The sequence below is a fragment of the Streptomyces chrestomyceticus JCM 4735 genome, from assembly GCF_003865135.1.
In the GTDB taxonomy this organism is placed as follows: Bacteria; Actinomycetota; Actinomycetes; order Streptomycetales; family Streptomycetaceae; genus Streptomyces; species Streptomyces chrestomyceticus.
Window position 1 is genome coordinate 6,974,825 of sequence record NZ_BHZC01000001.1, and the last position, 12,741, is coordinate 6,987,565.

The following is a 12,741-nucleotide window of genomic DNA, read 5'->3' on the forward strand; positions in this document are numbered from 1 at the left end:
TTTATCGTTCCGGTCACGATTCGCGAGCATGATCACATACGTGAAGGGGTCGCGGCCATGGTGGCGAAGAAGACCGCCGCGAAGAAGAGCACGGCGGATGCCCGGAAGGCCGCGGCCGACAAGCCCGGACCCGCGGCGAAGAAGCGGGCGTCCGCCGCCACGGCGATGAGCGCGGAGGCCGTGCCGCACACCCCGGAGGAGGAGCCGGAGCACCCGCCCGCGGCCGGGAAGACGGCCGAGAAGACACCGGGCGGCAAGGGCGCGGGGAGGAAGAAGGCGGTGCGGCGGGAGGCCGGGGAGGCTCCCGCGGACGGCGGGCCCGCGCCCCGGAAGGCCGCCGCGAAGAAGGCGGCCAAGAAGACCGCACCTGCCGAGAAGGCGGTGCCCGCGAAGAAGACGGGAGCCAAGACGGTGGTGGAGAAGCAGACTCCGGGCGGGGCACCGGCCGCCGAGGCGGAGCAGGACGGGACGGCGGGCGCGGTGCCCAAGGCGCGCGCCGCGGCCCCCGGCGAGCTGGCGGTACGGCCCGGCGAGGACCCCTGGACGCCGGCCGAGGTCGCCGGGGCCCGTACGGAACTGCACGACGAGGTCGCCCGGCTGCGTACCGAGATCCAGGCGTCCGAGGACGCGCTCGCCGGGCTGATGCGGGACACCGGTGAAGGCACCGGTGACGAGGCCGACACCGGCAGCAAGAACATCACCCGCGAACACGAGATGGCGCTGGCCTCCAACGCCCGCGAGATGCTGCTCCAGACCGAGCGCGCCCTGGAGCGGCTGGACGCGGGCACGTACGGCCTGTGCGAGAACTGCGGCAAGCCGATCGGCAAGGCCCGGATGCAGGCGTTCCCCCGGGCGACGCTGTGCGTGGAGTGCAAGCAGAGGCAGGAAAGGAGGTAGGGAGGAGTGCCGGCAGGGGGTGGTGGTAGGGGCGGAGGCCAGTGGCCGGTGGCGGGCTCCGGATGAATCACCCGAGGCCGAGGGGACCGTACCCGCGGTGTCCGTACGCCTGTGCCGTACCCTCGTGCTCAGAGCCTGTGTCTAAACCCCGGCCGGGCGCCCGCCGTCTGGCACGCACGCTCGCGGCGTTGCCGAAACGCCCGCGTAGCTCCGCTACGAGGGCGCTCCGGCGCCTTGCGATCGGCTCGGCTTCCGAAGGGTGGTTGAAGGAGCCGAGACGGAGCGCAGCGGAGTGCACCAGACGACGTGCGCTGATCCGACCGGGATTTAGACACAGGCTCTCAGCCGGGGGCGGCCTGGCGTGCGGGACTCGACGGGCTGAGGGGCTCACAACGTGGCAGAGGCGGAGCGCATCACCGGTACGCCGGAGACCGGGCCGGATTCCGAGCCGGGGACGGCGGCGGTGCCGGGAGCCGGGGGGAAGGCCGGCGGGACGGCGCCGCGGGAGCGGGACGAACACCGGGACGAGACCCTGGACGAGGACGAGGCCGGTGCCACCTCGGCGCGGGCCAAGGGCCGGGGCAAGCGGCGGATCGGCACGCTGTTCCTGGTCGCGGCCGTCGTCTACCTCCTCGACCTGGGCAGCAAGGCGCTGGTGGTCGCGAAGCTGGAGCACCACGCCCCCATCGAGGTGATCGGGTCGTTGCTGCGCCTGGAGGTGATCCGCAACCGAGGTGCCGCCTTCAGCATCGGCGAGGCGCTGACGATCTTCCTCACCATCATCGCGGCGATCGTGATCGTGGTGATCATCCGGATCGCCCGCAAGCTCTACAGCCTGCCGTGGGGCATCGCTCTCGGCCTGCTGCTGGGCGGCGCCTTCGGCAACCTCACCGACCGGATCTTCCGTACGCCGGGCGTCTTCGAGGGCGCGGTGGTGGACTTCATCGCCCCCGCCCACTTCGCGGTCTTCAACCTCGCGGACTCCGCGATCGTCTGCGGCGGCATCCTGATCGTGATTCTGTCCTTCCGCGGACTGGACCCGGACGGCACGGTCCACAAGGACTGAGGCCCCGTGCCGTACGGGCTGCGGGCCCCGGGTGACCGGGGCCGGCGGGAGTGCCGCGGCGGGCTGACATACTCGGTGATGTGAGCACGATTCCCGAGATCCGCACCCTGCCCGTACCGGACGGCCTGGAGGGCGAGCGCGTCGACGCCGCGCTGGCCCGTATGTTCGGCTTCTCCCGTACGAAGGCCGCCGAGCTGGCGGCCGGCGGGAAGGTCCGGGTGGACGGCGCCGAAGTCATGAAGTCCGAGCGGGTGCACGGCGGTGCCTGGCTGGAAGTGGAGATGCCGCAGGCCGCGCCACCGGTGGAGATCGTCGCCGAGCCGGTCGAGGGCATGGAGATCGTGCACGACGACGACGACATCGTCGTGATCGTCAAGCCGGTCGGCGTCGCCGCGCACCCCAGCCCCGGCTGGACGGGCACCACCGTCATCGGCGGGCTGGCCGCCGCCGGCTTCCGTATCTCGACCTCCGGCGCCGCCGAGCGCCAGGGCATCGTGCACCGCCTCGACGTCGGCACCTCCGGCCTGATGGTGGTGGCCAAGTCCGAGCGCGCGTACACCCTGCTCAAGCAGCAGTTCCGGGAGCGTACGGTCGACAAGCGGTACCACGCCCTGGTGCAGGGTCACCCGGACCCGATGAGCGGCACCATCGACGCGCCCATCGGCCGGCACCCGCAGCACGACTACAAGTGGGCGGTGACGGCCGACGGCAAGCCGTCGGTGACGCACTACGACCTGATCGAGGCGTTCCGGGCGGCCAGCCTGCTGGACATCAAGCTGGAGACGGGGCGTACGCACCAGATCCGGGTCCACATGTCCGCGCACCGTCACCCGTGCGTCGGCGACCTGACCTACGGCGCCGACCCGACGCTCGCCAAGCGGCTGAGCCTCACCCGGCAGTGGCTGCACGCGATGCGGCTGGGCTTCGAGCACCCGGCCGACGGGCAGTGGGTGGAGTTCGAGAGCGCCTACCCCGAGGATCTTCAGCGCGCCCTGGACCGGGTGCGGGCCGAGAGCGCCTGAGCCGGACGCCCCGCCCGGGGCGGTACGGGACACGGCGGTACGCGCCGTGCGCGGATAGGCCGGACGGCCGAGCGGCCGGACCGCTCGTCCGAGCGGTTTTTGTGCGCTTCATGGCAGGCTTGGGGCGGAACGTGATCGATACCGACCCCGGAGTGCAGTCACCGTGGACCAGTTGGCCCTGATGTTCGTCCTACTTCTCGGGGCCGTGGTCATGGTCCCGGTCGGTGACCGGCTGGGCCTGCCGTCGCCGGTCCTGATGACGCTCGCGGGCGCGGTGCTGGCACTGCTGCCGTTCGTGCCGAACGTGGAGGTACCGCCGGAGTTCATCCTCCCGCTGGTGCTGCCACCCCTGCTCTACGCCGCCGTGCAGCGCACCTCCTGGCGGCAGTTCACGGCCAACATCCGGCCCATCTTCCTGCTGGCGGTGGCCCTGGTCTTCGCGACCACGGCCGCCGTCGCCGCCGTGGCGCACGCCGTCGTCCCCGGGATGCCGATCGCCGCCGCGGTGGTGCTCGGCGCGCTCGTCGCACCGCCCGACCCGGTCGCCGCGACCGCCGTCGCGGGCAAGCTGGGGCTGCCCCGCCGCATGGTCTCCATCCTGGAGGGCGAGGGGCTGTTCAACGACGTCACCGCGATCGTGCTCTACCACGTCGCGCTCGCCGCCGCCGTCAGCGGCTCCTTCTCGGTGCCCTCAGCGGTCGGCTCGCTGGTGCTGTCCGCGGTGGTCGCGATAGCGGTCGGCCTGGTGCTGGGCTGGATCACCAACAAGCTGATGGGCCTGCTGGGCGACCCGACGCTGCAGATCGGCCTGACGCTGCTGGTGCCGTTCGTCGCGTACGTCCTCGCCGAGGAGTTCGAGGGCTCCGGGGTGCTGGCGGTGCTGACCACCGCGCTGTTCCTCGCCGAGTACGCGGTGGACGCCGACGACGTGATGGGCCGGCTGGCCGGCTACACCTTCTGGGAGATCGTCGACACCCTCGTCACCGGTGTCGCCTTCGGGCTGATCGGCCTGGAGCTGCACAACGTCATCAAGGTGGCCTCCGGCCGCTGGGGCGAGATGCTCGGCATCGGCGCCGCCGTCGTGGTGGTCGTGGTGGGCGTCCGGCTGCTGTGGCTGCTGCCCGCCGCCTGGCTGGCCAAGCGGATGCACAAGCGCCGCGACTTCGACGAGGACATCCCGCTGAGCTGGCGGGAGACCGTGATCATGTGGTGGTCCGGGATGCGCGGTGTGGCGTCCGTCGCACTGGCCCTGGCCATCCCGTACACGATCGACGGCGGCAAGGACTTCCCGGCCCGGGACGAGATCCTGTTCATCGCCTTCGCCGTGGTGCTCTCCGGCCTCGTCGTCCAGGGCCTGTCGCTGCCGACCCTGGTCAAGAAGCTGCGGGTGAAGGCCGACTCGGAGGCCGAGGAGAAGCTGGAGCACGAGCTGGCGCTCCGGGTGATCAAGGCGTCCAAGCGGCGCCTGAAGGAGATCCTGGAGGTCGAGGAGCTGCCGGAGGAGATCAGCGAGCAGCTCGCCCGGCGCGCCTACGACATGGGCGCCCGCATCGCGCCGGACATCGTGGACGACGACCGGCGGGAGCACTTCGAGAAGCGCATCACCCGGATGAAGAAGGTGCAGAGCATCCAGAGCGAGATGCTCTCGGCCGCCCGCCACGAGGTGCTGGCGGCGCGCAGCGAGCCGGGCGCCGACCCGGAGATCGTGGACCGGGTGCTGCGCCAACTGGACATGCGCAGTCTGCGGGGTGCTCCGCTGCCGTAGGGCCGGGAGGGGCAAGCCGGGGGCCGTGAGGCCGGGAGGCGGCGAGCAGGAAGGCCGTGAGGCCACGAGGGGCGGGGTGCGGTCGCTGCGGTCGTACCCCGCCCCCGCGCCGTCAGCCGTCCAGGCCCGGTCCCTTGTCCAGGGTGCCCGGGCGCCGCTCCCCGTCCGCCGGCGCCAGCCGGGCGGGGTCCTCCCCGCTGTCGGGAGCGGCGGCGGTGACCACCCTCGGCAGCGCGTACGGGTGTTCCGCGCGCAGCCAGTCGATCATCCGCTCGCGGACCTCGCAGCGCACCGACCAGATGGAGTCCGAGTCGCGGGCGGTGACCAGGGCGCGTACCTGGATGGTGGTCGGTGTGGTGTCGGTGACCACCAGGCTCCAGCCGCGGCCGTCCCAGTCGGTGCTGTTCTGCAGGATCTCGTGCAGCCGCTCCCGCATCTTCTCCACGGGGGCCGCGTGGTCGAGGTGGAAGAAGACCGTGCCGGTCATCTGCGCGCCGCCGCGCGACCAGTTCTCGAACGGCTTGCTGGTGAAGTAGGACACGGGCATGGTGATCCGCCGCTCGTCCCAGGTCCGTACGGTCAGGAAGGTCAGGGTGATCTCCTCGACCGTGCCCCACTCCTTGTCCACGACCACCGTGTCCCCGATGCGCACCATGTCACCGAAGGCGATCTGCAGGCCGGCGAAGAGGTTGCCGAGGGTGGACTGCGCGGCGACACCGGCCACGATGCCGACCAGTCCCGCCGAGGCCAGCATGGACTGGCCGACCGTCTGCATCTTCGGGAAGGTCAGCAGCATCGAGGCCGCGGCGACGACGATGACGACCGCCGTGACCACCCGCTGGATCAGGGTGACCTGGGTACGGACCCGCCGGACCCGGGCCGCGTCCCGCGCGCCCGCCGCGTACCGGGAGTACGAGGACTCCACGATGGCCGCCGACGCCCGGACGGCGAGCCAGGCGGTGGCCGCGATCAGGACGAGGGAGAGGATCTGGCCGAGGCCCGCTTCGTGGTCCTCGATGAACGCCAGCCCTGTTCTGTCGTAGAGACCGCGCAGCAGCGCGGTCACCAGCACCACCTGCAGGGGGACGCGGCAGCGCCGCAGGAGGCCCCACAGTGGCGTGTCCGGGCGGGCCGTGTCGGCCCGGCGCAGTGCCAGGTCGGCCAGCCAGCCCAGGATGAGCGTCACGACTATCGAGCCGCCTACGACGATGAGCGGACGAAGCACGTCCTCCATGGACACTTCCGGTCCTCCTAGGTGTGGTCAGCTTCGTGCCGGTACCTACTGACCGTAACTGGCACGATGGTGGAAGTGCGATCCAATGACAGGGAAGTGAATTCAGTGGTCTCTTCGTCCGCCTCGCCGTCCGCGCCGTCCGCGAAACCCTCGACGGTTGTCCTGTTCCACTCGGTGTGCGGCCTGCGGCCCGCGGTGCACGCCGCCGCCGACCGGCTGCGCGCGGCCGGTCACGAGGTCGTCGTGCCGGACCTCTTCGACGGGCGGACCGCGGACACCGTCGAGGACGGCGTGGCGATCAAGGACGAGATCGGCAAGGACGAACTGCTGGTCCGTGCCGTGACCGCGGCCGCGCCGTATTCCGACCGGGGCGTGGTCTACGCGGGCTTCTCCTTCGGCGGCGCGGTCGCCCAGAACCTCGCCCTGGGCGACGAGAAGGCGCGCGGCCTGCTGCTGATGCACGGTACCTCGGACCTCGCCGACGACGCGGCGGTCGACGAGCTGCCCGTCCAGTTGCATGTCGCCGATCCGGACCCGTTCGAGCCGCACGACTGGCTGAACGCCTGGTACCTGCGGATGGGGCGGGCCGGCGCGGACGTGGAGGTCTACCGCTACCCGGGCGCCGGGCACCTGTTCACCGACCCGGACCTGCCGGACTACGACGAGGAGGCCGCCGAGAGCGCCTGGAAGGTCGCCCTCGGCTTCCTCGACTCGCTGTAAGGCTGTTAGTGGCTTTACGGGGGCGCGGGGCGGGTCAGCGCACCGGCTGCCGGACCCGCTCCACCCGCTGGGTGCCCGACAGGGTCCGGTAGGAGCGTGCCAGTGCGGTGGTGGCGTGCGGGTCGGTCCGGTCGGAGACGGTGAAGTAGTCCATCTGCGTGCGCTCGGCGCTGACGTCCAGGACGCCGTAGCCGTGCGAGTCCATGTCCAGCCACTTCACATGGCGGTTGGCGGCCCGGACCGCGGCGACGCCTGCCAGCGAGACGGTGTGCGGGGCGACGTGCAGGAAGTCGTCCACGTTGTCGGAGGTGACCGAGGTGACCACGAACTCGGTGGCGACCGGCGGCGTGGCCGGGTAGGTCGCGGCCTTCACCGGCACCTCGTTGGCCCACGCCATGTGGATGTCGCCGGTCAGGAAGACGGTGTTGCCGATGCCGCGGTCGCGCAGGTGGGTCAGCAGCTCGCGCCGGTCGTCGGTGTAGCCGTCCCACTGGTCGGTGTTGACGGCCAGGCCCTCCTTGGGCAGGCCGAGGAGTTCGGCGAGCGGCGCCAGCAGGTGGGCCGGTACGGAGCCGAAGGCGACCTGGGAGATCATCACGGAGGTGCCGACCAGCCGCCAGGCGGTGTCCGAGCGTTCCAGTCCGGTCTTGAGCCAGCCCAACTGGGCGCGCCCGGTGATCGTACGGTCCGGGTCGTCCACCTTCCCACTGCCCGGCTTGACCTGTTCGTCCCGGAACGTACGCAGATCGAGCAGGTGCAGATCGGCGAGCTTGCCGAAGCGCAGCCGGCGGTAGGTGGTGCCCGCGACGGAGGTCCGTACGGGCATCCACTCGAAGTAGGCGCGCTTGGCGGAGGCCATCCGCGCCGCCCAGTCGCCCTCGGTGCCGGGGGTGTGGTTCACGGCGCCGCCGGACCAGGCGTTGTCGGCGAATTCGTGGTCGTCCCAGATCGCGATCATCGGATGCGCGGCGTGCAGGGCCCGGAGGTCGGGGTCGGTCTTGTGGACGCCGTGCCGGGTGCGGTAGTCGGCGAGGGTGATGATCTCGTGGGTGGGGGAGTGCTGCCGTACGACCTTCTTCGAGGCGGGGAAGCCGCCGGTCGCGTACTCGTAGAGGTAGTCGCCGAGGTGCAGGACCGCGTCCAGGTCGCGGCGGGCCGCCAGGTGCCGGTACGCGGAGAAGTAGCCCGCCTCCCAGTTGGCGCAGGAGACGACGCCGAAGCGGATGTTGCCGGCCTTCGCGTCGTGGGCGGGGGCGGTGCGGGTGCGGCCCACGGGGGAGTGGATGCCGGCGGCGGTGAAGCGGTAGTAGTAGGCGGTGGCCGGTGCCAGACCGCGTACGTCGACTTTTACGGTGTGGTCGGCCGAGGCGGTGGTGGTCGCGGTTCCCCTCGCGACCACCGAGCCGAAGTCCTGGTCGGTCGCCACTTCCCAGTCCACCACGGTGTCCGGGCCGCGGCCGGAGCCGGGCACCGCGCCGGGCTCGGGCGTGACCCGGGTCCACAGCAGGACGCCGTCCGGGAGCGGGTCGCCGGAGGCCACGCCGTGCCGGAAGACCTGGGCGTCCGTACGGGGCCGGGCGTCCGTACCGGTCTGAGCGGCGCGGGCGGGGGCGGCGAAGGGCAGCAGGGCGGCGGAGGCGGCCGCTGCCGTGACGGCGGTGCGACGTGATATCTGGTCATGATCGGTCACGGCCGATCACCATACTGTCGCGTAGGACACTACGGGAGGGCTCGCGCAGGAAGTTCGCCCTCCCGTAAACCGCTGTCCGCCGGGCCGGTGCCCAGGCCCCTCGCGGCTACTTCTTCGCGTCCTTCGCGGGCCCGAACTCGTCGTCGATCATCTTGTTGAAGTTGGCCGTGGCCAGCTCCTGGTACTGCTCCTTGGTCATCTGCTTCTGCGGGACCGGCGGCAGCTTCAGCTTCTTGTCGCCGTGCAGGAACGCCGGCGTCCCGGTCACGCCCTTGCGGCCGAAGAGCGCGGTCATCTCCATGGTCCAGCGGTCGTACGTACCGTTCTTGACCGCCGTCCGGAACTTCTCGTTGCCCTTCAGCTCGGGCACCTGATCGGCGACCTCGATCAGCTTCTTGTCCTTGGCGTAGGCGTCGTCGGCCTCTTCGGGGTGGTTCTTCTCCGCGTACAGCGCGGTCTTGTACTTGAGGAACGCCTCCGGGCTGACGTTCAGGGCCGCGCCGAGCGCGCTGAGCGCGTTCTTGGAGCCCTCGCCGCCCTGCCCGCCGTCGATGAAGGTGTACATGGTGAAGCGGATCTTGTAGCGGCCGTCCTCCATGCCCTTCAGTAGGGCCGGGCCCGCGCTCTGCTCGAAGCCCGCACAGGCCGGACAGCGGATGTCCTCGAAGACCTCCAGGGTCTCCTTCGCCTCCGGCTTGCCGATGACGATCTCGGTGCCGTTCTTGCCGCTGGTGTTGGCGGGCTTGACCAGGTCGGCCTCCTTGGCCGCCTCCCAGCCGGTGGGCTCGTTCGCCTTCATGATCCCGAAGCCGATGCCGCCGGCTATGACGAGGACACCGAGCACCGAGGCCCCCACCACGAGCTGCCGGCGGATCTTCTCCTTCTTCTTCTGCCGCTCGCGCTCGGCACGGATCCGCTCGCGGGCCGCCTGCTTGCTCGCCTGGCTGTTGCGGTCGCTCATGGTGCTTACCGACTCCCTGTCCCCAGTGCCCCGTGCCCGGCGGCGCACGGTCCGCTTCGTGCCCGGAGTCTGCCATGGGCACGACGATTTTACGGGTCAAGATTTGGCATCGGCGTACGGCGGAGCCCCGGGCCGGAAGGCCGGTCCGGGGCTCCGGGAAGGGCGGCGGATCAGCCCTTCATGGCCTTGTCGACCTCGGCGGTGAAGGCGTCCGGCGTGGACGGCGCGACCTTGCCGTTCGCGGAGTCGGTGCCCAGCACCGTGTCGTCCATCTTGACCGTCGGCGTGCTCTTGACGTCCTTGAAGCCGTTGAACGCCTCGGACATCTCCATCGCCCAGCGGTTGTACGTACCGGCCTTCACCGCGTCCTGGAACTTGGCGTTGCCCTTCAGCGCGGGCACCGTGTCGGCGACCTTGATCAGGTAGTTGTTGTCGGCGAACTTGTCCGGACCGGTCTCCTCCGGGTGGTACTCCTTCGAGAACAGCGCCTCCTTGAACTTCAGGAACGCGTCCGGGCTCACGTTCAGCGCGGCGCCCATCGCGCTGAGCGCGTTCTTGGAGCCGGTGCCCTGGAGGTTGTTGTCCAGGAAGGTGCCCAGGTGGATGGAGGCCTTGTACTTGCCGGCCTTCAGGTCCTTCTGGATCGTCTCGCCGACGTTCTGCTCGAAGCCCGCGCAGCCCGGGCAGCGGGCGTCCTCGAAGAGCGACAGCGTGTGCTTGGCGTCCTTCTTGCCGACGATGATCTCCGTGCCGTTCTTGCCGGAGGTGTTGGCCGGCTGGACGAGCTTGGCGCTCGCCGCGTCGGACCACTTGGCGGAGCCGCCGCCCGAGTCGCCGCCGCCCGAGTTGGCCACGGCGACGCCGATGCCGCCCGCGACGGCCAGCACGGCGACGATCGAACCGCCGACGGTCAACTGCCGGCGGACCTTCTCCTTCTTCTTCTGCCGCTCGCGCTCGACGCGCAGCCGCTCGCGGGCTGCCTGCTTGTTGGCCTGGCTGTTGCGGTTGCTCATGACTGTCCTGCTCCTGGAAAAGGTGTGAACGGGTGCCTGTCCATAAGCCGCGGCCCGAAGGCTACGCGGCGAGGGAACAGGGCGGTCCACGCCGTACGACGCAGTGCACGAGCAGCGGGACGGCCCGCGGAGCGGCTTCCGTACGCGCGGGCCGGGCGGCCGGGCGGTGCGGTACGGGCAGCGCCCGGACCACCGCCACCGCCAGCAGCAGCGGCCGGAACGCGAACGCCGTCACCGCCCCCAGCAACTGGGCCAGCGCCGCCTCGCCCCGCCGCAGCCAGGCCGCCGCGAGCAGCCCCACGGCGACGTGCACGGCGAGCAGCAGCAGCCAGGTCGCGACGGGCGTCCGGTCCTCCGGCGCCAGGTGCGCCAGGGGAGTGCCCACGTCACCGCCGCCGCACAGCAGGTCCACGCCCAGCGACCGCAACGGCCCGGTGACCGGGCCGCCGGCCCGCCCGTAACAGGTGTGCTGGCCGGCGCTGAAGACCGTGTCGGCGGCCAGCTCCAGCGGTACGAGCAGGGCGGCGATGCGCCAGTAGCCGCGCTCCCGGCCGGCCAGCGCGTACGCGACGGCGAACACGGCGGCCGACAGGAGGGCGACGGTGGTCAGCGGCAGCGGCATCCGGGACAGCAGCACATGGCCCGCGGCGGACAGCGTCACGCACAGCGCCGTGAAGAGCGCTGCGCGCAGTGCCCGCAGGTGTGCCGCCGAGATGTCCATTGCAGCGAGTCTGCCATGGCCGGGTGTAAGTCGGCACTAAGAGGCGCGAATACGTCACCTCTCCGCCTCCTCACCCCGTGGCGCGCCTCACAGACCGGGTATGCGGCCGTTGCGGAAGAGGTCCACGAACGTCTGGTGGTCGGCGCGGGCCCGGGCTCCGTACGCGTGCGCGAAGTCCACCAGCAGCGGGCCGAAGCCGTCCTCGTCGGCGGCTATGGCGGCGTCGATGGCGCGCTCGGTGGAGAACGGCACCAGGGAGTGGCCGCTCTCGTCGTCCGCTGCGGCGTGCATCGCCGCGGTCGCCCGGCCCAGGTCCGCGACGACCGCCGCGATCTCCGCCAGGTCGTCGATGTCCGACCAGTCCAGGTCGACCGCGTACGGGGAGATCTCGGCCACCAACTGGCCGGCGCCGTCCAGCTCGGTCCAGCCCAGCCACGGGTCGGCGTGGTCCTGGAGGGCCCGCTGCGAGATCACCGTGCGGTGCCCCTCGTGCCGGAAGTAGCCGCGCACCCGCGGATCGGTGATGTGCCGGGAGACCGCCGGGGTCTGCGCCTGCTTCATGTAGATCACGACGTCGTTCTCCAGGGCGTCGCTGTTGCCCTCCAGCAGGATGTTGTACGAGGGCAGGCCCGCCGAACCGATGCCGATGCCGCGGCGCCCCACCACGTCCTTGACGCGGTAGGAGTCCGGGCGGGTCAGGCTGGAGTCGGGCAGCGTCTCCAGATAGCCGTCGAAGGCCGCCAGGACCTTGTAGCGGGTCGCGGCGTCCAGCTCGACCGTGCCGCCGCCCGAGGTGAAGCGGCGCTCGAAGTCGCGGATCTCGGTCATCGAGTCCAGCAGGCCGAAGCGGGTCAGCGAGCGGGCCACCCGCAGCGCGCCCAGCAGCGGCCCCTCGGCGGTGTCCAGGGTGAAGGGCGGCACGTCGTCGTCCTTGGCGCCGGTGGCCAGGGCGTGGATGCGCTCGCGGTAGGCGGCGGCGTAGATCCCCACCAGCTCGCTGATCTGCTCGTCGCTCAGCGCCTTGGCGTAGCCGATCAGGGCGACGGAGGCGGCGAAGCGCTTGAGGTCCCAGGTGAAGGGGCCGACGTACGCCTCGTCGAAGTCGTTGACGTTGAAGATCAGCCGGCCGGTGGCGTCCATGTACGTGCCGAAGTTCTCGGCGTGCAGATCGCCGTGGATCCACACCTGGCCGGTGCGCTCGTCCTCGTACGGACCGCTGCCCGGGCCGCCGTCCTGGGCGTGCAGGTCGTGGTAGAAGAGGCAGGCCGTGCCCCGGTAGAAGGCGAAGGCGGAGGCGGCCATCTTCCGGAATTTGACCCGGAAGGCCGCCGGGTCGGCGGCGAGCAGCTCCCCGAAGGCGGTGTCGAAGACGGCGAGGATCTCCTCGCCGCGCTGAGCGGCGTCCGGCGCCGGGACGAGCTGGGACGACATCGCGGGGTGCCTCCTGGGGCAGGTACTGCGGACGGGTGTGCCGCCTCTTCCAACGGCCGAGGCTACTCGCGAGTGCCCGCCCCGCGGGGGCGGCGGCCACCCCCGCGGGGCGCCGCCGCCCCCGCCATGTTGTCGGCGGAGAGTCGTAGACTTCGAGACCGTCCCCGTTCTCGCCCACCGTGGCCCGGCCCCCGGGCCGAGGCGTCGGCGTGCCCGCAGTA

Annotated in this window: 11 protein-coding genes; 5 read left to right on the forward strand and 6 right to left on the reverse strand. The window is 71.2% G+C overall.

What is annotated here, in order from left to right:
* The first annotated feature begins 57 nt into the window (after positions 1-57).
* The 4 genes from EJG53_RS41260 to EJG53_RS30580 all read left to right on the forward strand — a co-directional run bounded on the left by EJG53_RS41260 (position 58) and on the right by EJG53_RS30580 (position 4,750).
* Entirely contained in the window at positions 58-897 is an 840-nt protein-coding gene (locus EJG53_RS41260; protein ID WP_167515192.1) for a TraR/DksA family transcriptional regulator, read from the forward strand.
* A gap of 394 nt (positions 898-1,291) precedes the next feature.
* Complete coding sequence (gene lspA / locus EJG53_RS30570; protein ID WP_125047577.1) at positions 1,292-1,963, forward strand: signal peptidase II; 672 nt, start codon at positions 1,292-1,294, stop codon at positions 1,961-1,963.
* 80 nt (positions 1,964-2,043) lie between these two features.
* Positions 2,044-2,985, forward strand: coding sequence for an RluA family pseudouridine synthase (locus EJG53_RS30575; RefSeq protein ID WP_125047578.1), 942 nt, complete (start codon positions 2,044-2,046; stop codon positions 2,983-2,985).
* 163 nt (positions 2,986-3,148) lie between these two features.
* On the forward strand, positions 3,149-4,750 hold the full coding sequence (locus EJG53_RS30580) for a Na+/H+ antiporter (RefSeq protein ID WP_031003976.1): 1,602 nt from the start codon (positions 3,149-3,151) through the stop codon (positions 4,748-4,750).
* 112 nt (positions 4,751-4,862) lie between these two features.
* Here EJG53_RS30580 and EJG53_RS30585 read toward each other — a convergent pair whose 3' ends face one another.
* A complete protein-coding gene (locus tag EJG53_RS30585; protein WP_241267695.1) occupies positions 4,863-5,984 on the reverse strand; it encodes a mechanosensitive ion channel family protein in 1,122 nt (373 codons plus the stop codon).
* A 105-nt stretch (positions 5,985-6,089) separates the two neighbouring features.
* Here EJG53_RS30585 and EJG53_RS30590 point away from each other — a divergent pair, with 105 nt between their 5' ends.
* On the forward strand, positions 6,090-6,704 hold the full coding sequence (locus tag EJG53_RS30590) for a dienelactone hydrolase family protein (RefSeq protein ID WP_125047580.1): 615 nt from the start codon (positions 6,090-6,092) through the stop codon (positions 6,702-6,704).
* 34 nt (positions 6,705-6,738) lie between these two features.
* Here EJG53_RS30590 and EJG53_RS30595 read toward each other — a convergent pair whose 3' ends face one another.
* From EJG53_RS30595 to EJG53_RS30615, 5 genes are all read right to left on the reverse strand, one after another.
* Complete coding sequence (locus EJG53_RS30595) at positions 6,739-8,394, reverse strand: alkaline phosphatase D family protein (protein WP_125047581.1); 1,656 nt, start codon at positions 8,392-8,394, stop codon at positions 6,739-6,741.
* Positions 8,395-8,500: 106 nt separating this feature from the next.
* Positions 8,501-9,355 carry a thioredoxin domain-containing protein gene (locus tag EJG53_RS30600; RefSeq protein WP_125047582.1) on the reverse strand — a complete coding sequence of 285 codons (855 nt, stop codon included), beginning with the start codon at positions 9,353-9,355 and terminating at the stop codon, positions 8,501-8,503.
* A gap of 170 nt (positions 9,356-9,525) precedes the next feature.
* Positions 9,526-10,368 carry a thioredoxin domain-containing protein gene (locus tag EJG53_RS30605; protein ID WP_125047583.1) on the reverse strand — a complete coding sequence of 281 codons (843 nt, stop codon included), beginning with the start codon at positions 10,366-10,368 and terminating at the stop codon, positions 9,526-9,528.
* 61 nt (positions 10,369-10,429) lie between these two features.
* Entirely contained in the window at positions 10,430-11,089 is a 660-nt protein-coding gene (locus EJG53_RS30610; protein WP_125047584.1) for a hypothetical protein, read from the reverse strand.
* A gap of 87 nt (positions 11,090-11,176) precedes the next feature.
* Positions 11,177-12,520 (reverse strand): DUF2252 domain-containing protein, encoded by a 1,344-nt coding sequence (locus EJG53_RS30615; RefSeq protein ID WP_125047585.1) that lies wholly within the window; start codon positions 12,518-12,520, stop codon positions 11,177-11,179.
* Positions 12,521-12,741 lie beyond the last annotated feature (221 nt).

Bases quoted from the DNA above. Each gene is read 5' to 3' on its own strand.
- EJG53_RS41260 (WP_167515192.1), top strand. From the start codon at position 58: ATGGTGGCGAAGAAGACCGCCGCGAAGAAGAGCACGGCGGATGCCCGG.
- EJG53_RS30585 (WP_241267695.1), bottom strand. From the start codon at position 5,984: ATGGAGGACGTGCTTCGTCCGCTCATCGTCGTAGGCGGCTCGATAGTC.
- EJG53_RS30600 (WP_125047582.1), bottom strand. From the start codon at position 9,355: ATGAGCGACCGCAACAGCCAGGCGAGCAAGCAGGCGGCCCGCGAGCGG.
- EJG53_RS30605 (WP_125047583.1), bottom strand. From the start codon at position 10,368: ATGAGCAACCGCAACAGCCAGGCCAACAAGCAGGCAGCCCGCGAGCGG.
- EJG53_RS30610 (WP_125047584.1), bottom strand. From the start codon at position 11,089: ATGGACATCTCGGCGGCACACCTGCGGGCACTGCGCGCAGCGCTCTTC.
- EJG53_RS30615 (WP_125047585.1), bottom strand. From the start codon at position 12,520: ATGTCGTCCCAGCTCGTCCCGGCGCCGGACGCCGCTCAGCGCGGCGAG.